Genomic DNA, 22,296 nt, shown 5'->3' with positions numbered 1-22,296 from the left:
GTCTGCCTCACTTCTTCGGGGCTACATTCCAGAAATGCGGCCAGTAGGTTGGCGTGTAACCGGCAACCCCGTCCGCAACACCGGAAACCGCATTGAAATTGCCGACCTTATAGAGCGGAGCATCATCATAGATGACAGTCTGGATGCCTTCCCACGCCTTCTGCTTGGCTTCATCGGTCGTCGCATCCATATAGGTCGCGACGGCTTTGGCTTTCTGGTCCGACACATACCAGCCCGGATATGTATCGGTGATGGTGTTGATCGTCGTCGGATCTCCCGGGAAATTCGAATGGGTGATGAAGATATCCCATTCCTTCGGATCGGCGCGACGCGTCGTCAGCGTAGCCCAGTCGACAACCTGCATATCAACTTTGAAGCCTGCCGCTTCAAGATAGGCTTTCGCCACCTCACCGATCTTGTAATGGAACTCATATTGGCGGCTGGTCAAGAGCCGGATCGGCGTGCCGTCATATCCGGCATCCTTCAGGAGCTTGGCAGCTGTTTCAGGGTCGCCTTCGCCATAGCGGGCCACGCCGGCTTCAGTGTGCCAGAACGACCCTTCAGGGAAGATGGAGCCATCGACGCTGTAAAAACGGTCATCGGAGAAAGCTGCGAGCATCATGTCGGATGCATTGAGCGCGGCCTGAACCGCCTGACGCAGTTCCTTTTTGACGAGCGCGCCTTCCTTCATGTTGATATTCATGGAGGCCCAGCCCGAGTTCTTGAAGATGACTGGTTTGGCCTTCCCGCTTGCTTCAACACGCTCATAGGCGCTGACGGGAAGCGAGTCTGCGAAATCAAACTGTCCGGAAATCAGTCCTTCAACGCGGGTGTTGGCATCGGGAACGGGCACAAAGCGCAGTTCCTTGGCAATGGCCTCGCGCTTACCCGCATAATTGCTCGGCTCGCCTTTGGGAGACTTATAATCGTCAAAGCGCACGAGCTGCGTATACTGATCGGGCTTGCGCTCCTTGAGCGCATAGGGGCCGGTGCCGACGAACTGCGTCAGCGTGTCGGCGATGGTCTCGGACGAAATGATGATCGATGCCTGCGATAACGTCGCCAGCAGTGGTGCATAGCGCGACTTGAGTTTGATGATGACCGCATGGTCGCCATCTTCGCTCAGGCTTTCTACGATGCCAGCAACCTGCTTGCCCTTGGAATTGATTTCCATCCATCGCTTCAAGGATGCGACGACGTCCTTGGAGTCAAAATCGCTGCCATCGTGGAACTTCACACCTTCTCTCAAGGAAATCTTGTAAGTCAAACCATCTTCGGAGATTTCCGGCATGCCAGCAGCGAGCAACGGAACCGACTTCCACTGTTCATCATAGGTATAAAGCGTCTCAAAAATATGCTGGTCAATCGTCAGGACAATGTCGGTTGGGGTCTGCATCGCATCCAGTGTTGGCGGCTCGCCGATGGTTGCGATGGTCAGAACGCCATCCGACGATTGCGCGAAAGCCATCACGCTTGAACATAGAAGTGCTGCAGTAGCCCCCAGCAGAAAACGTTTTTTCATGGTTACTCCCCTTTTTATGTAATCGAACCGACTGAGTGTTCGCTGTGGTTAGTCCAGCCCCAGCGGATCGGCGACCCGCGGCCAGAGTTCCAGACTTGCTTTCCGATATGGTGTGACCGCTGGATTGGTTGGGTATGAAGTTGGAGCCGCTATATAGACAATCTCCGAGGCGACAGGCTGGAAACCGGCCTGAAAGTGGTTGGTCGATTTGACGACAAGGAAATCCTTTCGCGCAAAATCGATCCCCAGATTGGAGAAGATATCCGGCTCATAGGTCTGTGTGCGGCTGGTAATCAGAATGATATCGATCTGTGTTCCCACAGGACGGATTACCGCCACACGCCCCAGATTGACCCGGCTGTTACGAAAGCTCTGCCAGCCTGCGTCCACGACCTTCTCGATGGTCACACGCAGATCGAGTGGCTCGCCGCCCTGCCATGACGACTTTCCGCCGACACGGATTTCAAGCTCAGCCCCCTCGCCTGCCGCATGGCAGAAAGCCACGGCGACAGGATCCCAGATGGTGGCTACCGCGAAATTGTCGAGCTTGCGCTCCAACATGCGGCGCAGAATATAGGTAGCGTCGCCCGCCACGCCCCCGCCCGGATTGTCCCAGATATCGGAAACAACAACGGGACGCGATGGGTCACTGGCGCGACGTTCCAGGACGCGATCCAGACCGGTTTCCGTATCAAGCATCTCCATGGCCGTAAGCTTTCGCATACGGTACAGTTCATGGCCCAGTTGACGCGCAAGCTCGTCGCCTTTGGCTTTGTCATTATCGGTAACCACGATAATCCGTGTCCCCATGTCGGGCGTGTCGCCAGCCATGAAACCATGGATTACGGAAATGGAAAGGATGCCATTCTTGCCCTGCAGGGCCACAAGGCGATCCACATAAGACCGCATTGGCTCGCGATTGGTGGGATAAATGGTGATCATGCGGCAATCGAAGGTCGAAATGACAGGCTTGATTTCCCCACGCAGAGTCCGGAGAGCCAGATCAACGACATGTTCTCCGCGCTCTTCGAAATCCGTATGCGGGAACTCCAGAAACGTTGCCATGACGTCGAGATTGGCCACACGTTTTGCAGTTAGGTGACTATGGGGATCAAATTCCGCCGCGATCAGAACATCAGGGCCGACAACTGCGCGTACTTTTTCCAGAAAGTCCCCTTCCGGATCATCGTAGCCCTGCGCCACCATCGCGCCATGCAGTCCGAGAACAACCGCATTCAAGGGAAGCGCGGCCTTCAGTTCAGCCAGTATGGTATCGCGCAATGTCTCATAGGTCTGGCGTTGAATGAGACCCGCAGGCTCGGCCCAGCACGAGGTGCCTTCGACAACGGTAAAGCCCTCAGCTTTGCCGCGACGGCGCAAAATCGGCACAACGGATGAACACAAGGTCGGCGTTTCCGGGTGCTCGCCGGGCTTGGCGTAAAAGGCTGCCTTAAACGCCTCCATATCCGTTGGAACGGGTGAAAACGTATTTGTTTCCGTAGCCATCGAGGCCGTGAATATGCGCATGGTATGGTTCCAGGTGTATGGCTTGATCAAAAGTCGTGTCGGCATCTGTTCGCGCGGAAAACTCGACGCCCGTGCGCGCGCTCGTTTCAGGTTTGTCACTCACGTCGCGTCGCAAAAACAGTTCACGCAGACCGGCGACAATGCCGACGCAACAATTGAAATCGGGATATGATGGTGGTCTCCGCCTCGTGTTCGCCCTTTGATTATTTTTGTAATTTATTTTCTTGATAATGCGTCGAATAATGTCCATGTCAACAGGATATCGCGCAATGAACTGCGCCGTCGGCGTTAAGATGAAAATTTATGAAATTGATTTTCATGAAGCGGCGGCGGACACACCGCGATGATGAGCGGAAAATGCATGCCCATTCAATGCCTTTAAGGCGGCTCTCAATGCTCCATGTGATATAAATTTACTTATCAGATGAAAAAGGAGCCGAAAAATTCGGCTCCTTTTTCATGTTTTCCGCTCACTTTTTTCAGCGTTAGGCCGTCATTTCACGCCACCATTGGCGCACAGTTCACCAAACGGTCCCACGTGCGGCAACATCTTCAACACGAGTCACCACACCGTCACGATGAAAAACAATGCGATCGAACAGGTTGCTGACGACGCACGTGTGATTGGGGATGACCCGAACAACAGCCCCCACCGGCGCGAAATCTTGTTTGCAATCCGTCAGATCGACCACACCGTGCTCTTCCGAAAGGGAAACAATCCGCGCGCCCTCAAAGCCTTCGATAACACCATGGTCAACAAAACCAAGCAGGTCCGATGTCAGAGCTTTGGAACCGCAATCCAGCACGGCCCTGCCCGGCGCGGGTCTGGAAACTACAGTTGCAAGAATATGCATGGCAAGATTCTCATTGGTGCAGTGCCCTGCCCTAACCATGCTGCGGTCGTTATAGACATAGGTACCAGCGCGGTGTTCAGTCGCTGACGGTACGAGATGCGCGGAATAGAGGTCCGGCGAGCCGCCATTCGACCGGATCGGGCAATCTATTCCTTTCGCCGCCAGCTTTTCCATCGTCTCGACGATGAAATTTTCGACTTGCGCCGCGCCTCCCGCCGCCGGGTAAGTCAGGATGCCTGCAAAACGAAGACCGGGCTTGGCGGAGATCACTTCAGCCAATGCCACAACGGCATCCGGCGTCTGGACACCGCATCGCTTGCCGCCTGTGTCGCATTCCACTAGCACCGCCAGTGGTCGCTCGGCATCAAAGGTTTCAGCAAGTCCCTTGATCGTGACTTCACTATCGACAGTCACTTTTAAAGCGCCGATTTTCGCATTGAGCACTTTCAACCGCGCGAGCTTTGCAGCTCCGAGAATATTGTAGGTTATCAAAATGTCATCGAAACCGGCCTCGGCAAAAACCTCCGCCTCGGTGATCTTCTGGCAATTGATGCCTTTGGCGCCCGCTTCAAGCTGTAGCCTTGCGATGGAAGGTATCTTGTGCGTCTTGATATGCGGACGAAAAGCCTTCCCGTGCTGGTCGAAATAAGCCTGCGCGCGGGCAATATTCGAGGCCATACGGTCTTCATCGATGATGGGCATTGGGGTCGGGATATTTTCAACAGGCGTGCCTGCTTCTGGCCAAGGGAACGTCATGGATTGCCTCTTCGGGTACGGTGCGCGATTGTTTTAGGCGGTGTATATTATTTTCTTGATTAACCTCGTGTGAGAGATAACCATTGATCAGAACGTGGAAAATTTCCATAGTCATGTAATTATTTTTCATCAGTATAGATATGGAAAGCGCTTTCAAAGTGCGTTTCCTTCTCGACCGGAGTTCCAATGGACGTCATTCACGCATTGTCGGACAAGGAAGGCAAACTTTCCGGTCTCGAAAAAAAGCTCGCAGCCGTGGTGCTGGAAAATGTCGATTTTGTCGTGAATTCCTCGATTGGTGAACTGGCGGAGAAGGCAGGCGTTTCTCCGCCAACCGTAACACGGTTTTGCCGACGGATAGGCTGTCAGGGCTATTCCGACTTCAAGGTGCAACTGGCAAAGATAACCTATGTCGGATTGCGCTATCTGATGCCGGAAACCGAGACCAGCTCGGTGGAAGAAGTCGCCGAAGACATTATAACCAAGGCGCAAAATGCGCTCTTCCAGTTACACCGGCAACTCGATCTCGCCGCAATAGAACGTGCCGCCCACCTGATCCGTGGGGCCGAGTTTATTCAGGCCTTCGGCGCGACGGGCAACTCGGCCATGATTGCCAATGAACTCCACAACCGGTTGTTCCGCCTCGGTTGTCGCATCAATGCATCGACGGACCACAGCATGAACCACATGCTGTCAGCTGCTGCGCAGCCGGGAACGGTTGTCATCGGTTCATCCATTACAGGGCGAGATCGCGAGCTGGTGAATTGCATGAATTTGCTGCGCGCCCGGGCCATTCCCACCATTGCGATAACGCAGAGCAATTCGCCTGTCGCACAGGCTTCCGATGTATTGATTGCAATTGATCTGGACGAAGGCAAAAATATCTTCCGTCCCACATCCACCCGCTACGCCTATCTGGCCACAATCGACATTCTGGCAAACATGGTTGCCTATGCAGACCGTAACCGCTCCGCGCATGTTCTCCGACAGATCAAGGAAGAGCTTGTCCGCTCCAGGGATGGCGACGACAAACAGGTGCTCGGAGATTAAGCGTTTGTCTCTCAGGCCGCAGTGGTTGCGGCCTGAGAGTTTTAAAATGCGCAGGCGTTAGCGCTGCGCCACCGGCCTGACCAGCGGTGTCACTCGGCGAATGGTAACACGGCGGTTTTCCTGCTCTGGCCCGTCGGTCTTGATCTTCAGAAAGCGCTCACCATAGCCCTGCGTGACGAGATTTTCGGCAGGAATATCATAGACTTCCGTTAGCAGGCTTGCGACTGACTCTGCGCGCTTGTCGGAAAGAACGAGGTTCGATCGATCAGAGCCGACAGCATCCGTGTGGCCTTCGATGAAGAAGGTTTCACCCGGGTCCTTGGAAAGAACCTTCTGCATGGCATCAGCCACTTTGCGCAGCGTCTTGGCCTGTGAAAGCGAGACTTCCGCGCTCCCGGTGGCAAAGTGGATGGTGTCCAGATCAATGCGGCGCACCTTATCGCGCAGACGTGCCGAATGACGCACCTCGTCAATCGTATACACGCGTTCAACCCGCTCTACCGGAGGCATGGCCAGGAAGTCATAGAAGTCGCGATCGCGGTCGTCTGTGACGTCAATGATATAATCGCTGACAGGAATTGTGAGACGCATCGGCGGTAGCTCGTAGCCGACATCGGCAATAGCTGCACGGGGTGTATCTTCATAGTCGGGTGCGTAGACCATGAGATATTCGTTGCCGTCGCGATCAATACGGGAACGTTGCACAACATCACCATAGCGATCATAGACAGTAACCACGCGATAGCCGCCGGGACGCACAATCGTTTCGCGCGTGCGGCCGCGCGGAAGCTCATCATAATAGGCTTCTTCAGCGTTGCGGCGCAGACGTGGGCGGTCATCGCCGCGCACAAAAATTCGATCTCCCACATTCATAACAACGCGGTTGTCGATTTCTTCAAGCACTTTCACATTGCTGACGTTGTTCGTCACATTGTTGACTGTCGTGTTATTGACGACCGTGTTGTTAACAACGGTGTTGTTCACAATGTTTGTGGTTTCCGGGACAACGAAAGCGGGTGCCTCATCGACGCGCTTTCCCTTTTCCTTCAGATTGGCTTCAATCTTCTTGGGAAGATCGGCTTTGATTTCTGCAGGAATAGCAACCTGAGCAGATGCGTCGTCTGCGGGGGGCGGCGCTGAGGCTTCGGCTTCGCGCTGTTGTCCACGCTGCTTGCGACGTTCCTCGCGAGCCTGATTGCCACCGTTATTATCGGCATCCTTGTCGCTGTCGAGAATCGCAGCACCGTTCTCGACCGGAAGAACCACCGTTTCGTCCGTCTTCGACGGATCTTTCGCGATGGCTTCCTTTTCTGCCGCGGAACGCTCGTCCACGATTGCAGGAACAGGCTCTGGCTTCTTCTCAGCCTCCTCTGGTTGTTCCGCTGGTTGCTGTTCTACCGGCGACGGGTCGCGCTTCTTCTTTCCATGCTGTTCTTTGACAGCTGGCTGTTCCGCAGGTTGAACGGGAGTGACTTCACCAGTCTGCGGTTCGGTCGGTTGCACCGGAACAGGTGCAGATTCCGGCTGTGGCGATGGCTTTTGCGCCTGTGCATCGTCGGCAGGAGCGGGCCTCTTCTTTGGCCGTTCCGCAGGCTCCTTCGTGGTCTCTTCCGATGCACCGTTTGCATCCGGCGTCTTCGCTGTTGGCTTTTTATGGGCAGGAACCTGTTGTTCTGGTTCAGCTTCGCCTTTCGGCGCGCTCTCTTCCGATGCAGGCTTCTTCTCTTGGGCTTGGCGCTGCGTCTCTTGCTCTGCCGCCTTCTTTTGCTCGACAGCCTGCTTTTCAGCCTCGTCGGCAGCAGCCTTCTCCTGCTTCTGTTTCTCAGCCTGGCGTTCCGCTGCTTCCTGCTCAACTTTACGCTGCGCCTGTTCTGCCGCCCTCTGCTGTGCGGCAGCTTCTTGTTCGGCCTTTTTCTGTTCAGCCGCCTGACGCTGCATTTCCGCTTCAGCCGCCTTGCGTTCTTCAGCCTGCCTGGCAGCCTCCGCCTTTTCCGCTTGCTGATTTTCTATTTCCTGGCGCTGCACTTCCTCACGTTCAGCATGCTTCTGCTCCTCAGCCTGACGATGCCCCTGACCTTCCTCAGAAGGACGCTCGCCTTCTGCCTGTGGCTGTTCAACGGGCTGTTCCTGCGGCGCTTGCTCCTCGCTGTTTTCCTGAGCCACTTGATAGGACTGCGACAGCCTATCCGCGAAAGATGGCTGCGCCAGAACACAGACCGATATCACTGGGATCGCAACAGTAGTGCGAAGCTTGGAACGAATAGACATATATCCTTCTCCTTCTCGAAGGCAGAACTGATAAGCAAAGGGCCTGCTTCCGATTCCGCACATGCTGGAATGCAAATAGAGGCAAATTGCGGCAACTTCACAGAAGCGTTACCGCTGTGATCATGAACCGAGGCTGAATGCCATTTTGGGAGCATTAAGTTTGGCAACCGATGCACATCGAATCGATTTTCGAGGCGCGGCGATGGCCACATTGTGGTTTCGTCATGGTCATCAAAGTGTAAGAATCTGCTCCGCGTGGGAGCAATTACCGACCCAGCAACTGATGTTCCGTTGCGCCATTAATCAAATGTCTTTTTTGTTTTAGCTGCATGGCCGTTCGCTGCCATGCCCGCAGAAAAATTCTGCGCAATATCCGCAAGGGTCACACCCTGCAATCGGCTCAAAAGCAGTTGCTCTGCTTCCTTGAAGACACTTTCAAGCTTTTTATTAACCGCTTGTTCTATAACGCAACCGGGAATGTCATAGGCGGGGCCGACAGCGAAAATAGAAGGTTCCCCGACCGCGCGGTAAATGTCCAAAAGTGTCAGCTGGTCGAGTGGCCGCGCCAGTGTCCAGCCGCCTCCGTGCCCCTTCTCTGAATGCACATAGCCCTCTTTACGTAACCCTGCCATCGTGCGTCGGATCACCACCGAATTGGTATCCAGCATCGCTGCAATTTCTTCAGACGTCATCGCGCCATCATGATGATCCATGTGGATCAAAACATGCAACATGCGAGAGAGCCGACTATCCTGCCTCATATGCGTTCACTCTTTATATCTGCCTGATAGGACTGCCCTGTTTATCGAACATTTCGTGTCAGAAAGCAATTTGACACACTATAAGTTACATGACTATTGACTCGAGCATTTCATGTAACTTAAGTTGTGTCATGTCGATTTTAACCCGCTTGATGTCCTGTCGAGGAGGTTCGTGCAGACTGCTCTGGCGCGTCATCGTCAACAGCTATCAAATGACCGGATAAACAATCATGCAAAATTACGAGACCATCATCATTGGCGGTGGCCCTGCGGGGCTTTCCGCAGCCTTGATCGCAGGACGCGCTCTGCGCAAAGTGCTCGTCATCGATGGCGGAGAGCCCCGAAATCGAAAAGCGCCCGCCATGCACAGTTACCTGTCACGGGATGGAATTCTGCCACAAGAATTTCGGAAGGTGTCGCGTGAAGAGCTATCGCGTTATGACACAGTGACCTATCGCGACGGTCTTGCCCAGGCGATCTGGCCAACAGATGGGGGCTACTCAGTAGAATTGGTCGATGGAGACATTGTTTCTGCGTCCAAAATTCTCCTGGCCCTTGGCCTGTCGGATCAGCTCCCGGCGATTGAAGGCTTAGCGGAGAACTGGGGACGAGGTGTTCATCATTGTCCATTCTGCGATGGTTTCGAACATCGCGGCGAGCATTGGGGTGTACTTGCCGAGAACGCCGCCATGCTGGATCATGCACCGTTTTTCAAAAACTGGGCGGGGCGTCTGACTATATTGACCAACGGCGCTGATCTTCCAGCCGACAAATTGACCGATTTATCGCGCGCCGGAATCAACCTGGTAACGACGCCAATCAAACAGGTTCTTAGCGGTGATGGTCACACCATCGGCGGCGCAATGCTCAAGGACGGTCGCCGGGAAGGCATCCAGTCACTGTGGATAAGGCCGCTTCAAAGTCAGACCCGCATCGTGGCAGATCTGGCGCTGACTATGCGCGAGGATGGCGGCCTGTGGCGCAACGAAATGAACGAGACTTCAATGAAGGGTATCTATGCCGCGGGTGATTGCGCGGCAGGGCCAATGCAGCAAGCCATCCTTGCCGCAGCCGATGGCGCCCGCACGATGTTTTCGATCATTCATAGCCTTGTGACCGCGCATTAAAGACGCGCTTCACGAAGGCAGCTTGAAACGGCTGCCTTCGGGTCAGATAATGCTTGAACTTAATCCAGCACGTAGCAGGCTTTTCCTTTGCCCGGTGCCGGATCTCCGAACGAATAATTGTCGCAATCGACTCCGTCACGGAAAGTCCGTTCGATAAAGCGACCTTTCGCGCCATAGCGAACCCGTTTGCGCCCGTAGAAGTCGCAATATCCGCCTTCCTTCGCGCAAGGCCGCCAATCGCGATCCCGATCATAACGGTCGGGACGATCCGGACGACCGGGGCGGTCGTAACGGTCACGGACAACGAAAGAGCAGCTCTTCTTCTTGCCCGGTGCTGGATCGTTAAAGACGCGGTTCGAGCACGGCACTTCCGGACGATCGATAAAGCGAGAGGTGTTGTGTCCGCCTGTCCCATAGACCACTTCAGCCGGGTAAGGCAGCCGGCAAATACCGCCTTCGCTTGCACAACGCTGCAATTCTGCCGCCGACGCGGATGTTGCGAGCAGCGGCGAAACCATTGTCATCACACCGCCCAGACATAGCGATGCAACCATCTTTTTAACTACAGATACCATACTGGGGTCCCTCCATATGCGCCGGACTATGCTTTAAATCCAACAGTTTGAATAGAGGATGAATGAGGTCGTACGCTTTGCGCCTAAGATAATTGCGTCGCCATATGGCGCAGACCTTTTACGGCACCTAAAACAGAAAAAGCCCCGCAAAACGGGGCTTTCCTAAAAAGACTAGAGCGGAGTTCGCTTAGCCCTTCGGGCTCAAATTCATGGAGAACCACTTTTCCGACATCTTGGCGAGCGTGCCATCTGCCCGCATTTCGCCCAGTGCATTGTCGAGCTTGGCTTTCAGTTCTGGCTCTTCCTTGCGCAGGCCGATGCAGACATTGGTTGCCTGAATGCCACCAACCAGAAGCGGCCCGGTGATCTTCAGCCTGCCATTGCTCTTCTCAGCACGGTCACGCGCGAAAACCACATTATCGTACTGACCGTCAACACGACCGGATTCGAGATCCAATTTAACCTGTTCCGATCCCTTATAGGTGCGGACCTGAACGCCATCACCGAAGTTCTGTTCGACAAACTGCAACTGGCTGGTCGAAAGCGACGCACCAATTGTCTTGCCTTTCAACGCTTCTTTGAGATCAGCAATCGCCTTTTTTCCTTCATCTGTATCTGTGGAAAGGCTTTCACCCGTATGCGGCAGATTGGCCAAAGGTCCATCAGCTGGCACCAAGAACGTATTCGGCGTAATCACATAAGGATCGGAGAAATCGATGACCTTGCGACGCTCTGGGTTTGGGCCCATCGTCAGTACTACGTCGAATTTTCCGGCTAGCAGCGACGGAATCTGGCTGTCCCAATCCTGCGCAACAATATTGCATTCAAGCTTGGCGCGCTTGCAAACTTCCTTGATGACATCGAGGTCAAGGCCCTGAAGCTCTCCGCCCGGGCTTGTAAGGTTGAAAGGCGGAAAGGCGCCCTCGACACCAACGGTCACAGCTTTCCAGTCTTTCGCCAAAACGCTGCCACTGTAAAGCATCGATAAAGTGCAAAGGCCAATGGCCGCAATTTTCTTCAGCATAGTTCCCTCGTGCGTATTTGTGTTTTTTACCTGCAATGCGGGCGGCGATTACGCGCTTTTCTCTGCCCGGTTGCTAAGAGTTTGAACCCGCTAACCAGCGATGAAAAGCGGAATTTGGTTCATATATATGAACTTTGTTCTGCCTTATGAAATCCGTGCATGACCGGTACACGTAAACACACCCGGTCCAAAAATCGGGCCAAAGTGAGTTTCAGCTGCACCGCAAAGTTCTAGTTATCAACCATTTAGCTTGGCATAACATGCAATATCCGCGTGGGTCGCAAACCATATATCCTTATAGGTGCGAATATGCGCAATCAGTTCTTTCAGTATCCAGATTCTCGAACGGTGCCCGATGATATCCGGATGCATGGTTAGCTGGAAAATGCCACCCTCTTCGTAAGCTGCATCGAACTCCCGGAGAAATATCTGGAGAATATCGTGCGGTGCGATCTGCGGGCGTAACCCACCCCATCTGTCCATGACGAGATAGGCTGCGTCATCTCGAATCCATTCCACAGGTAGTTCGGTGACACCACACGGCTCGCCATTAAGCAAAAGCTCGTAGCAATCTACATCCGCCATAAGCGATGAATCGTAGATCAATCCCATTTCAGAAGTGATCTGCAATGTGTTGTCGCTGAAATCCCAGGACGGCGTACGAATGCCGACCGGGCGAACACCGGTGATCTTTTCCAGCGTATCAGCGGCACGATGTTGAAGATCGCGCTCTGTTTCACCGTCAAGCAATGTGTTGCGCTCGTGTATCCAGCCATGAAGGGCAATTTCGTGCCCCTCGCCGATCAGGGCGCGTTGCTCATCAGGATAATGCATGGCCGAAATGGCAGGCACGAAGAATGTTGCCGGGATGTTATCGCGGCGCAGAATTTCGCGGATACGAGGGATGCCCTGCCTTGGGCCAAACTGCCCCTGCGACAAAGCCGATATTGATTTTCCGCCATCACGCAGTTCAAACGTGTCATGGTCTGAATCGAAGGACAAAGCGACTGCGCATCGAGCGCCGCCTTGCCAGGAAGACGGTTTGAAACTGCGGCCAGCGCGGGCACGATTCATGATGGTCTGAAGCCGTTCTTCAGACCATGTCCAGGTTGGAACAGGCGCGTCAGTTGTCATGATGTCGGCCCTCCACTGACCGATAATGTCTGGCCCGTGATCCAGCTCGCAAAGGGAGATGCGAGAAAAAGCACAGCATTCGAGATGTCTTCCGGCAGTCCGATCCGGCGCAACGGAATTTCGTTGATCATTGCGGCCTGCCCCTCATCACCATAGGAAGCCCACTGACGCTCATAGTCAGGGCTGGTGCGCAAAAAGCCGGGAGCAACGGCATTGACGTTGATCCCGAATGGTCCAAGCTCGTGACCCAGTTGGCGGGCAAGACTGATCAACGCAGCCTTCGCGCTCGCATAGGCCTGAATGCCAGTGAGGCTAACGCCAAGACCGGCGCCGCTGGAAATGAAGACCATTTTGCCCGTGCCCCGCCGCTTCATGGCCGGGACAAGTGCCCGGGCGACCAGAAATGCCCCGCGCACATTAATGTCGTAGATGCGATCCCAATCAGCGGCTGGAACGTTCTCCACCGGACGCTTCTTCTGTCCGAGGACACCACCGGCAACATGGACGAAGATATCAAAGCCTCCATTGGCCTCTTCTACCGCCGCCAAAGCGGCTATCGCGGCTTCATCGGTCACATCCAGATGTACTGTTCTGATCGAGCCGCCACGCCCGGGCTGTGCCTCACGGGCCAATTCTGTCAGTTCATTGTCCAAAACATCGGTAGCAGTAACGATTGCACCGTCCGCAGCAAATGCCTCGCAGATAGCCCGCCCAATTCCCCTTGCGGCTCCGGTCACCAGAACCCGCTTTTCTTTGAATTCTATATCCATGTTATTGCTTGTCTGCTGTTGTTGGTTTGTATCCAAGGCGCGCGCTCAACTCTGCCGCATGCTTGACGACAGCGTCGATCATGCGCTGACGGCATGCGGTAAAGCGCGATGAGATGGTGGCCATATTGAGCGTTGCGACCACTTCACCGCTGGCATCAAAAACTGGAGCAGCGACGCCGGACCCGCCGACAACCGCCTCTTCGTCACAGATTGCAAAGCCGTCCTCGCGGGCAACTTCAATGATACGACGTATCTGTACGCGATCGATCACGGTCTTATCCGTCAAAGGAACGATCCGTTCTTTGGCCAGATAGGAAGATGTCTTTTCCGGCTGCCAATGCGCCAGAAGAACCCGCCCCATTGCCGTGCAATAGGCAGGATCAGACCCTGTCAGATCAGAATCGAAGCGGACCGCCTGATGACTGACGCTCTTGGCGAGAAGCTTAACCCGCCCATCCTTGCGGCGTGTGCCGAGAAAAACGGTTTCGCCCTCACTGTCACGCATGGCGTCCATGATCGGCTGAGCCGTTGCGATCAGATAGGCATCGCTGCCGCTCGACCAGCCCGGCCCGTCACGAAACGCCTCATGGATGCGATAGGACTCGGTATCGTCCCGCACCACATAGGCGCGGGCCACCAATGTAGCCAGCAGATTGAACGTACTGCTTTTGGGATAACCAAGCTCAGCGACAATTGCTTTGAGCGTCACTGGCTTATGCGCACGACCGAGGAATTCGAGGATCTCGAGAACCCGAACGGCCGACTTAACTTCACCACTGTTTTCAATGTTCATATACGTGAACCAAATTCCTATTGTGGAATAATGTGGCAGACATACGATCAAGTGGCAATACAAAAAGGAGCGCATCTGGAAATGAACTCACAAAACAAGGTTGCCATTGTTACTGGCGGGGCAAGAGGCATCGGAAAGGCTTGCGCTCTCGATCTGGCGCGTGCGGGCTATGACATTGCGCTGGTTGATCTGCTGGAAGTGGAACTGGCGGCAACCGCAGCCGAAATTGAAGGCCTCGGCGTCAAGGCGATCTCCTGCGTGGCCGATGTTTCCAGCCACAAGCGGGCTGGTGAAGTCGTCGCACAAACCGTTGAAACATTTGGCCGTCTTGACTTTCTGCTCAACAATGCAGGCCGTTCTGCCCCGGTTGGCATTCTCGACATTTCGGAAGATGAGTTCGACCGCGCGATCGCCATCAACCTGAAAAGCTGCTTCAATTATATCCAGCATTCGGCGCCACATATGCTGAAACAGGGCGGCGGCCGCATTGTTTCCATGTCGTCGCTCAATGCACTTTCCGGGGGTGTGACCGCAGCCGTCAGCAGGTTTGCCTATGCTGCCGCAAAAGCCGGCATTCTGGGCATGACCCGCTCGCTCGCCAAGGAACTCGGCCCGAATATCGCCGTAAATGCGATCTGCCCCGGCGTCATCCGCACCGAGATCGACACGAATGTTACCGAACGCGCCGATGAAGTCATCAAGGGCATCGCGCTCGGTCGCCTTGGTTGTGCTGACGACGTGGCACGCCTTGTCACGTTCCTTGCCACATCCGAACCGTGCTTCATAACCGGTCAGGCATTCACGGTTGATGGCTTTCAATTCAATGTTTGACATGAACGCAGAAGGAAGTAATCAGCACCACTTCAGATTACTCCCTTCGACGGGATTGCGCTGAAAAGCGCAATCCCGAACATAAGGGCGACAATAACGGACCTCAATACAATGGGAGCCAGACGATGGAGGGTCGAGCTATGGCGAAGAACCATCACGATATCTGGGATATTGTGGACGGCAAAAGTGCCGCTTATTTCGAACTCAGCGACACGGTTTGGGATCATCCTGAGACCAATTATGAAGAATATGAGTCCAGCACAGCTCATGCTGCAATGCTTGAAGCTGAAGGGTTTCGCGTCTCGCGCGGCATCGCAGGACTGCCGACCGCCGTCATGGGCGAAGCAGGTGACGAAGGTCCGGTCATTGCCATTCTTGGCGAATTCGATGCCCTTCCCGGCTTGAGCCAGATCGCGGGCATTGCAGAAGAACAGCCCATCGAGGCAGGCGGACACGGCCATGGCTGCGGCCATAATCTGCTTGGTGCCGGTTCACTTCTGGCAGCGGCGGCAGTGAAGCAATATCTCGAAACACATGGGATCAAGGGACGTGTGCGCTATTACGGCTGCCCGGCGGAAGAAGGCGGATCAGCCAAGGGCTTCATGGTGCGCGAAGGCCTTTTTGACGATGTCGACGTCGCCTTTTGCTGGCACCCGGCACCTTTCGCAGGCGTCAACGACCCCGTATCGCTGGCCTGTAACGAAATAAGCTTTCATTTCACCGGTCGCGCGGCCCATGCAGCCTCCGCCCCCCATTTGGGACGCAGCGCTCTCGACGCCGTTGAGTTGATGAACGTCGGCGTCAATTACATGCGCGAGCACATGCCTTCTTCGGCCCGCATTCATTACGCTGTGACGGATTCCGGCGGTTTCGCGCCCAATGTCGTGCAGGCCAAGGCCAGCGTGCGCTATCTCATCCGCGCGCTGAGTCTGCCCGTGATGCAGACCTTGTTGGAGCGGGTTAAGAAGATCGCCGACGGCGCAGCGCTTATGACGGAAACGACGGTACGCAGCGAAATTGTTAGCGGCGACGCCAATCTGATCGGCAACAAGCCGCTGGAACAGCTTATGCAGCGCGAGCTGGAGCGTTTGGGACCACCCGTATTCGACGCAAAAGATCAGGAAATGGCACAGCGTTTTCAGGCCACGCTGACCAAGGAAGACATTTCTGACGCATTTCGCCGTTTCGGCGTCGAACCGAAGGAAGGCCTTGCTCTTTGTGAAGATGTTTATGAACCCTATAAGGGAGACAATTCCCTCGTTGGTTCGACAGACGTTGGTAGCGTGAGCTGGGTTGTCCCCACCGTGCAAATGCGTGGCGCTACCTGCGCTATTGGCACGCCGCTCCATTCGTGGCAAATGGTGGCGCAGGGTAAATTACCTACGGCTCATAAAGGAATGGCTCATGCTGCAAAGGTCATGGGAAGCACGGCAGTGGAACTGTTTTTGCATCCCGAACGGATTGTAGAAGCCAAACAGGACCACGTGAAAAGGCTTAACGGCGATGTTTTCGTCAATCCTATTCCAGATAGTGTGCAGCCTGCCCTGCCCGTCGCAGCGAAATGAAACATGGTCCAGCGCGACCGCCGGAAAGTGAAATGAACTTCAATCAATCCTTCAAGAATTGGCCTGACGCATCATGAAGGCTTTTTTCGACATTCTAAGCTTCGGCCCCGACGGCTGGGGCTATGTTCTCGTGATGGCGGCTTTGGTAACGGTCTCGCTGGCCGTTGTCGGTTTCCTGCTGGGTGCAACCATTGGCGTATTCGCCGCCTGGGCAAAGATTTCCGGCGGACGCACACTGCGCGGCGTTGCTGATGGCTACACCACCATCATTCGTGGCGTTCCCGATCTTCTGGTGATCTATCTGTTTTATTTCGGCGGCAGCGCCGCCGTTACGGCGCTTGGAAAGTTCTTCGGCGCTCAAGGCTTCATCGGCTTTCCCGCTTTTCTGGCTGGCGTGCTGGCCATTGGCATTTCCTGCGGTGCGCATCATACGGAAGTGTTTCGCGGCGCATTCAGAGCCGTATCCAAGGGAGAGCTTGAAGCTGCATCGGCCTGCGGCATGGGTCAGGCGCTCAAATTTCGTCGTATTATCGCGCCACTGGCCCTGCGCCATGCGCTGCCCGGTCTTGGCAATGTCTGGCAGGTTGCGTTGAAAGAATCTGCTCTGATCTCTGTTGTCGGCGTGGTCGATATTCTGCGTCAGGCGCAGATCGGCGCAGGCTCGACTGGACTCCCTTTCAACTTCTTCCTGATTGCAGGCGCGCTCTATCTGCTGATTTCCTCGGTTTCCGGCAGCATCCTGCAAGCTGCTGAACGTCATTTCTCGCGTGGCGTCAGGAGGGCAAAATGAACCTTCAATTCTACACAGAATCCTTTCTGGCAATGATGGGCGGGGTGCCGTTGACGTTGCAGCTTGCGGCCATATCCATCGTGTGCGGCGCAATTCTTGCCCTGCTGTTTGCTATGATGCGGTTGTCGGGAATAAAGGTCCTCGACTGGATTGCTCGGCTCTATGTGTTCGTGTTCCGTGGAACGCCGCTTCTAGTGCAAATCTTCATCATCTATTATGGTCTCAGCCAGTTTTCGACGATCCGCTATTCGTTCTTGTGGCCCATTCTCCGTGAGCCATACTGGTGCGCAATCATCGCGCTGACGCTGAACAATGCAGCCTATGCCAGCGAGATTATTCGCGGTGGTCTGCTGTCTGTGCCGCACGGCCAGATTGAGGCGGCAAAAGCCTGCGGCATGTCGCGTTTCACCTGCTTCCGCAGGATCGTGATGCCGCTTGCTATCCGACAGGCGCTACCCGGCTATGGCAATGAAATGATCTCGATGATCAAAGCAACCTCGCTTGCCTCCATCATCACGCTCATGGAAGTCACCGGCATTGCAGCCAAGCTCATTGCCGAAAGCTACCGCGTGATTGAGGTGTTCGTGATTGCGGGCGCGATCTATCTTGCTATCAATTTCGTTCTGACACGCTTGCTGCTGATCGCCGAATACAGGCTCACGCCCTATTTGCGCCAGCCCGTCGCTCGTATCTCCACCGAAGGAAAAACATCGTGAGTAAAGCCATCTCTCCTAACGCACCGGTGGCGCTAAAAGTCGAAAACCTGCGTAAAAGCTTTGGCGCGAATGAAGTGCTGAAGGGCATTTCGCTTGAAGCACGCGAAGGCGAAGTCATCTCAATCCTTGGCTCTTCCGGCTCCGGAAAATCCACTTTGCTGCGTTGCATCAACCTTCTGGAAATTCCAACATCCGGCACCGTCACCGTTTCTGGCGAAACGATCCGGATGGCCAAGAACTCCAAGGGCGAAGCCTATCCCGCAGACAAGAAGCAGGTCTCGCGAATCCGCTCCGAACTTGGCATGGTATTCCAGAGCTTCAATCTCTGGTCACACAAGACCATTCTTGAAAACATCATCGAAGCGCCGATCTATGTTCAGGGTCGGCAGCGCGCGGAATGCATTGCAGAGGCCGAAGCGCTACTCGCCAAGGTTGGCATCGCAGATAAGCGCGACTTCTACCCCTCACATCTCTCCGGTGGTCAGCAACAGCGTGCCGCCATTGCCCGCGCATTGGCAATGAAGCCAAAGGTGATGCTGTTCGACGAGCCAACCTCCGCGCTTGATCCCGAACTCGTCGGCGAGGTACTGCGTGTCATGCGCGGCTTGGCCGAAGAAGGACGCACCATGCTCGTCGTCACCCACGAAATGGGCTTTGCCCGTGATGTGTCGAACCGGGTCGTCTTCGTCCATCAAGGGCTGATCGAAGAAGACGGTGCGCCCGAAGAGGTGTTTACAAACTCCAAATCAGAGCGTTTTCGCAAGTTTATCAGCCATGAAAACGCCGGCTGATTATTTCAAACGTCACTGATTTATGCCAAAAGACCGCTCAGCACTTAACTGCAGTAAGGTAATTAAGATGAAGACCAAGGGATTGTTCAAAGCCCTTCTCGTTTCGGCCCTCGTTGTGACCGCTGCTTCGGCCCATGCCGAAGAGAAGAAGTGGACCAAGCTCACTATCGCGACCGAAGGCGCGTTCCGTCCATATAATTTCACCAAGCCAGACGGTACGCTGGACGGTTATGAAATCGAACTGAGCAAAGACCTCTGCGCCCGCATGAAGGTTGAGTGCACCATGATTGCACAGCCTTTCGACGGCATCATCCCGGCCTTGAATGCAGGCAAGTTCGACGCAATCATGGCTGGCCTTACCGCTACGCCGAAACGCGAAGAAACCATCGACTTTTCCGTCTCTTATGGCTTGACCCCGCAGACCTTCGCCACGCTGAAGGATAGCCCATTCGCAAAGCTGCCACATACGGGCGAAACGCTCTATCTGGCCAAGGACGAAGCTGCCGCTCAGAAGGCGATTGACGACGTCAACGCTGAAATCAAGGGCCGCACAATCGGTGTACAGACTGCCTCGCTCGGCCTCTCGCTGCTCGACAAGTATTTCAAGGATTCTGCCGATATTCGTGAATACAAGACCACCGATCAGCACGACCTCGACCTCAAGTCGGGCCGCGTCGATCTTGTCGTCGCTTCATTGGCTTATCTGAGCGATGCGGCCAAAAAGCCCGGCAATGAAGATATTGTCATGACCGGTCCTTTCTTTAAGGGCGGCATTCTGGGTCGCGGCGTCGCCGTTGGTCTTCGCAAGAACGAACCTGAACTTCAGAAGATGTTCAATGAAGCCATTGAAGCCGCTAAGGCCGATGGCACCATCAAGCGTCTTTCTGAGAAGTGGTTCGGTTTCGACGTGACACCGTAATCGATTCGTCAGCGATACTGTTGAAAGGCCGCCTCAAGGGCGGCCTTTTTTATGTCAAGAAGCCGCTTGATCAGGCGCCGTATTTCGACTCCACCGGCCACACTGACTGGAGCTTTTCACCACCTAGAATACGGTCACGGGCCGAAGCTTCGTTTGCGCCCAGCTTGTCGGCCTGATCCGCGACTGCAGCAACCATGTTCTTAGGGATGACGACAACGCCATCGATATCCGCGAAGATGACGTCGCCCGGCATGATCTTCACGCCGGCGATTTCGATTGGAACTTGCGAGAGCTTCGGTTCCATCTTGCCGGATACCGAAACCGGAGACCGCGCGCGACCGAAAAGCGGATAGCCAAGATGGCGAACCTGCGCGATATCACGCACCGTTCCGTTGACGATCGTGGCAGCCGCGCCCCGCGTTTTCGCGCCTGTGCTCATCAGCTCTCCCGAGCAGGAACCCTGCGCGCAGGACGCATCAACGACAACAATACCGCCCTTTGGCGCGTTGTCGATGGCATTGTGATAGACATCCTGCGGCTGATTGCGTCGTTCGCTTGGCGCAAACTGCACCGTGACTGCGGGACCGCAAACCACTTCGCCCGGCTTCAATTCACCCTGTAACGATATACCGTCCAGATAGCCCCAGCCACCCAGTTGTTCAAGACTGTCATGGACATCGCCGGAATACCATTTCGAAAGACGCTCGATCGACGCCCAGTCTGTATCGGAATAATCGAAGTTGCTCATTTGGTTTTGACCTTGTTCTTGAGATTTGAATTGTCTAGCGCCACCTTGAGATAACGCGAACTTTCATCGATCTGTCTGCGAATGGATTGCCGGGCGGTCTCGGGTTCTCTGGCCTTGATGAGGTTGTAAATTTCCTCATGCTCGGCAAACCCATCTTCCAGCGATTTGTTCGGCACGCGGCTCGTGACCCGGATGACGTCGATGATGATCGAGAAAAGATTGTCATAAACGACATTGAGGATTTCGTTGCCCACGGAATGTACGAGCCCAAGATGAAAAGCGGCATCGCTATCGGTAAAACGGGCCATGTCATTGGCGTCAGCCGCAGCCCTCATACTGGCAAGCGCTTCGTCAACTTCCGGCGTCATCACCAGGTCTTCCGAACTCAGTCGCGTCACGACTTCCGTCTCGATGATCCGGCGCACATCCATGAGTTGGACGAGATAGTCGGAATTATTGGCAAAGAGCTGTTTGACAGTCGTTGCAAGCGAACCGAGAAATTCTCCGACATCGTCACGTACAACAAGCGCTCTTTCACCGTGTTTGCGGCGAACGAGCCCCTTTGTTTCGAGGATTTGAAGCGCTTCACGAACAGATCGCGTGCTTACATTGAATTCACGCGCCATTGCGGCTTCGGCAGGCAGACGATCGCCAATCTTGAGCTTGCCGGAAAGTATCTGAGCTTCCAGCGCCTCAACGACCGAGACGTGCAGCTTGTCACGATCAGGTAACGCGCGCCTCGTCAGATATCGATTGTCTGCCTGTTCTGTCACCATGCCGTAAAGCCTCCATCCACAACGACATTCGAACCTGTCATATAGGACGAGGCATCGGATGCCAGAAACTGTATCACGCCATTATATTCATCGATCTCTGCTTGTCGGTTCATCGGAACGCGTTCGAGAAACGCATCCACAAATTCCTTGTCAAAGTTTGCGGTTTTCACGCCACCGAACGAAATCAGGTTTACTCGGACATTTTTGATTCCCCAATAGGTGCCAAGATAGCGGGTCAAGTTGACAAGACCGGATTTGGAAGCCGCATAGGAGACGGCCTTGATGAACGGCTCGCCATCTCGTGCTTCGCGATATGCATAGAGCGCCTGATTGGGCGACACGATGCCGTAGATCGAACCGACATTGATGATGCTGCCGCGTCTGGCGTCGGCCATCTTCGAGCCGATGACCTGACAGCACAGCATCACACCCGTCAGATTGGTCTCGATGATCTCGTTCCAGTATTTCTGCGGGTAAATTTCAAAAGGGCTGTTCTGGTCGGCAGAGCCAGACGGCTTTGAATCAATGCCAGCATTATTGACCAGAATATGCGGCACACCCCAATCGGCGATGAGCTGTTCGGTTGCCTGCTCAAGGCTGGCCTTGTCCGTAACACTCGCGACATAAACGCGAATGTTCTTCGTCAAGCCCGGAAACTTCGCTTCGAGATCGGCAGCGTCGATTGCCCGGCGGCTGAAGATCGCCACCTTGGCGCCAGCTTCGGCAAGCGACTTGCTGAACTGGGTTCCGAGCTGCCCCAACCCGCCTGTTACAATGGCGATCTTGTCTCTCACACTGAACTTGTCTGTCATAATTTCATTCCTGCACCTTAGAGCTCGTTTCGATCTGACCGGATCAGATCGGCGCTCTAAATGTTTGTTTTAACACGCATCTTTTCCGAAAGCTGTTTCATGCTTTTCGGGATGCGCTCCAATCTGCTGGCTTCGGGGTCGTCCAAGTTCTCAAGAGCAAGGTTCCGTTCCATCAGTATTCAGACCA

Annotated in this window: 21 protein-coding genes; 8 read left to right on the top strand and 13 right to left on the bottom strand. The window is 54.6% G+C overall.

Translation table 11 applies throughout. The features are described 5' to 3' along the window. Nucleotides 1-7: 7 nt before the first annotated feature. The 3 genes from ABWW11_RS12115 to ABWW11_RS12105 all read right to left on the bottom strand — a co-directional run bounded on the left by ABWW11_RS12115 (nt 8) and on the right by ABWW11_RS12105 (nt 4,659). Nucleotides 8-1,522, bottom strand: coding sequence for an ABC transporter substrate-binding protein (locus tag ABWW11_RS12115; RefSeq protein ID WP_109366006.1), 1,515 nt, complete (start codon nt 1,520-1,522; stop codon nt 8-10). Between the two features lie 48 nt (nt 1,523-1,570). Then, the gene (locus ABWW11_RS12110) at nt 1,571-3,049 is read right to left on the bottom strand and encodes a M81 family metallopeptidase (RefSeq protein WP_109366007.1); all 1,479 of its coding nucleotides are present in this window, start codon (nt 3,047-3,049) and stop codon (nt 1,571-1,573) included. 521 nt (nt 3,050-3,570) lie between these two features. After that, on the bottom strand, nt 3,571-4,659 hold the full coding sequence (locus tag ABWW11_RS12105; RefSeq protein WP_109366009.1) for a D-TA family PLP-dependent enzyme: 1,089 nt from the start codon (nt 4,657-4,659) through the stop codon (nt 3,571-3,573). Between the two features lie 186 nt (nt 4,660-4,845). Here ABWW11_RS12105 and ABWW11_RS12100 point away from each other — a divergent pair, with 186 nt between their 5' ends. Then, nucleotides 4,846-5,709, top strand: a complete 864-nt coding sequence (locus tag ABWW11_RS12100) for a MurR/RpiR family transcriptional regulator (RefSeq protein WP_109366010.1) — start codon at nt 4,846-4,848, stop codon at nt 5,707-5,709. Nucleotides 5,710-5,766: 57 nt separating this feature from the next. Here the strand turns inward: ABWW11_RS12100 and ABWW11_RS12095 are convergent, their stop codons facing one another. Continuing rightward, on the bottom strand, nt 5,767-7,977 hold the full coding sequence (locus ABWW11_RS12095) for an OmpA family protein (protein WP_319080239.1): 2,211 nt from the start codon (nt 7,975-7,977) through the stop codon (nt 5,767-5,769). Nucleotides 7,978-8,276: 299 nt separating this feature from the next. After that, on the bottom strand, nt 8,277-8,738 hold the full coding sequence (locus ABWW11_RS12090) for an RrF2 family transcriptional regulator (RefSeq protein WP_319080240.1): 462 nt from the start codon (nt 8,736-8,738) through the stop codon (nt 8,277-8,279). A 230-nt stretch (nt 8,739-8,968) separates the two neighbouring features. On the opposite strand from ABWW11_RS12090, the gene ABWW11_RS12085 reads away from it, so the two are divergent. Next, the gene (locus tag ABWW11_RS12085) at nt 8,969-9,865 is read left to right on the top strand and encodes an NAD(P)/FAD-dependent oxidoreductase (RefSeq protein ID WP_109366013.1); all 897 of its coding nucleotides are present in this window, start codon (nt 8,969-8,971) and stop codon (nt 9,863-9,865) included. A 59-nt stretch (nt 9,866-9,924) separates the two neighbouring features. Here ABWW11_RS12085 and ABWW11_RS12080 read toward each other — a convergent pair whose 3' ends face one another. The 5 genes from ABWW11_RS12080 to ABWW11_RS12060 all read right to left on the bottom strand — a co-directional run bounded on the left by ABWW11_RS12080 (nt 9,925) and on the right by ABWW11_RS12060 (nt 14,161). Continuing rightward, nucleotides 9,925-10,440 carry a hypothetical protein gene (locus ABWW11_RS12080; protein WP_109366014.1) on the bottom strand — a complete coding sequence of 172 codons (516 nt, stop codon included), beginning with the start codon at nt 10,438-10,440 and terminating at the stop codon, nt 9,925-9,927. A gap of 187 nt (nt 10,441-10,627) precedes the next feature. Next, entirely contained in the window at nt 10,628-11,464 is an 837-nt protein-coding gene (locus ABWW11_RS12075; RefSeq protein ID WP_109366015.1) for a transporter substrate-binding domain-containing protein, read from the bottom strand. 237 nt (nt 11,465-11,701) lie between these two features. After that, nucleotides 11,702-12,598 carry a polysaccharide deacetylase family protein gene (locus tag ABWW11_RS12070; protein ID WP_109366016.1) on the bottom strand — a complete coding sequence of 299 codons (897 nt, stop codon included), beginning with the start codon at nt 12,596-12,598 and terminating at the stop codon, nt 11,702-11,704. Beyond that, on the bottom strand, nt 12,595-13,368 hold the full coding sequence (locus ABWW11_RS12065; RefSeq protein WP_109366017.1) for an SDR family NAD(P)-dependent oxidoreductase: 774 nt from the start codon (nt 13,366-13,368) through the stop codon (nt 12,595-12,597). The genes ABWW11_RS12070 and ABWW11_RS12065 overlap by 4 nt, the downstream gene beginning before the upstream one ends. 1 nt (nt 13,369) lies before the next feature. Further along, nucleotides 13,370-14,161 carry an IclR family transcriptional regulator gene (locus ABWW11_RS12060; RefSeq protein WP_109366018.1) on the bottom strand — a complete coding sequence of 264 codons (792 nt, stop codon included), beginning with the start codon at nt 14,159-14,161 and terminating at the stop codon, nt 13,370-13,372. A gap of 81 nt (nt 14,162-14,242) precedes the next feature. On the opposite strand from ABWW11_RS12060, the gene ABWW11_RS12055 reads away from it, so the two are divergent. The 6 genes from ABWW11_RS12055 to ABWW11_RS12030 all read left to right on the top strand — a co-directional run bounded on the left by ABWW11_RS12055 (nt 14,243) and on the right by ABWW11_RS12030 (nt 19,773). Continuing rightward, nucleotides 14,243-14,992 (top strand): SDR family NAD(P)-dependent oxidoreductase, encoded by a 750-nt coding sequence (locus tag ABWW11_RS12055; RefSeq protein ID WP_109366426.1) that lies wholly within the window; start codon nt 14,243-14,245, stop codon nt 14,990-14,992. A gap of 140 nt (nt 14,993-15,132) precedes the next feature. Further along, the gene (locus tag ABWW11_RS12050) at nt 15,133-16,557 is read left to right on the top strand and encodes a M20 family metallopeptidase (RefSeq protein WP_244597040.1); all 1,425 of its coding nucleotides are present in this window, start codon (nt 15,133-15,135) and stop codon (nt 16,555-16,557) included. Nucleotides 16,558-16,630: 73 nt separating this feature from the next. After that, entirely contained in the window at nt 16,631-17,347 is a 717-nt protein-coding gene (locus ABWW11_RS12045; RefSeq protein ID WP_109366020.1) for an ABC transporter permease, read from the top strand. Beyond that, nucleotides 17,344-18,063, top strand: coding sequence for an ABC transporter permease (locus tag ABWW11_RS12040; protein ID WP_109366021.1), 720 nt, complete (start codon nt 17,344-17,346; stop codon nt 18,061-18,063). Before ABWW11_RS12045 ends, ABWW11_RS12040 begins: the two co-directional genes overlap by 4 nt. Continuing rightward, nucleotides 18,060-18,854 carry an ABC transporter ATP-binding protein gene (locus ABWW11_RS12035; RefSeq protein WP_109366022.1) on the top strand — a complete coding sequence of 265 codons (795 nt, stop codon included), beginning with the start codon at nt 18,060-18,062 and terminating at the stop codon, nt 18,852-18,854. The genes ABWW11_RS12040 and ABWW11_RS12035 overlap by 4 nt, the downstream gene beginning before the upstream one ends. Nucleotides 18,855-18,921: 67 nt before the next feature. Further along, a complete protein-coding gene (locus ABWW11_RS12030) occupies nt 18,922-19,773 on the top strand; it encodes a transporter substrate-binding domain-containing protein (RefSeq protein ID WP_109366023.1) in 852 nt (283 codons plus the stop codon). Nucleotides 19,774-19,843: 70 nt separating this feature from the next. Here the strand turns inward: ABWW11_RS12030 and ABWW11_RS12025 are convergent, their stop codons facing one another. Genes ABWW11_RS12025 through ABWW11_RS12015 form a run of 3 tightly spaced genes read right to left on the bottom strand, consistent with a single transcriptional unit; the run spans nt 19,844 to nt 22,109 of the window. Beyond that, nucleotides 19,844-20,521, bottom strand: a complete 678-nt coding sequence (locus ABWW11_RS12025; protein WP_109366024.1) for an RraA family protein — start codon at nt 20,519-20,521, stop codon at nt 19,844-19,846. Then, nucleotides 20,518-21,297: a FadR/GntR family transcriptional regulator gene (locus ABWW11_RS12020; RefSeq protein WP_078337161.1), complete on the bottom strand. Its 780-nt coding sequence runs from the start codon at nt 21,295-21,297 to the stop codon at nt 20,518-20,520. The genes ABWW11_RS12025 and ABWW11_RS12020 overlap by 4 nt, the downstream gene beginning before the upstream one ends. After that, a complete protein-coding gene (locus ABWW11_RS12015; protein ID WP_124915446.1) occupies nt 21,291-22,109 on the bottom strand; it encodes an SDR family oxidoreductase in 819 nt (272 codons plus the stop codon). Before ABWW11_RS12015 ends, ABWW11_RS12020 begins: the two co-directional genes overlap by 7 nt. Nucleotides 22,110-22,296 lie beyond the last annotated feature (187 nt).

The organism is Brucella sp. NBRC 113783 (genome assembly GCF_040372265.1).
Classification (GTDB): domain Bacteria; phylum Pseudomonadota; class Alphaproteobacteria; order Rhizobiales; family Rhizobiaceae; genus Brucella; species Brucella teleogrylli.
This window is presented reverse-complemented; position numbering and strand designations above follow the sequence as displayed.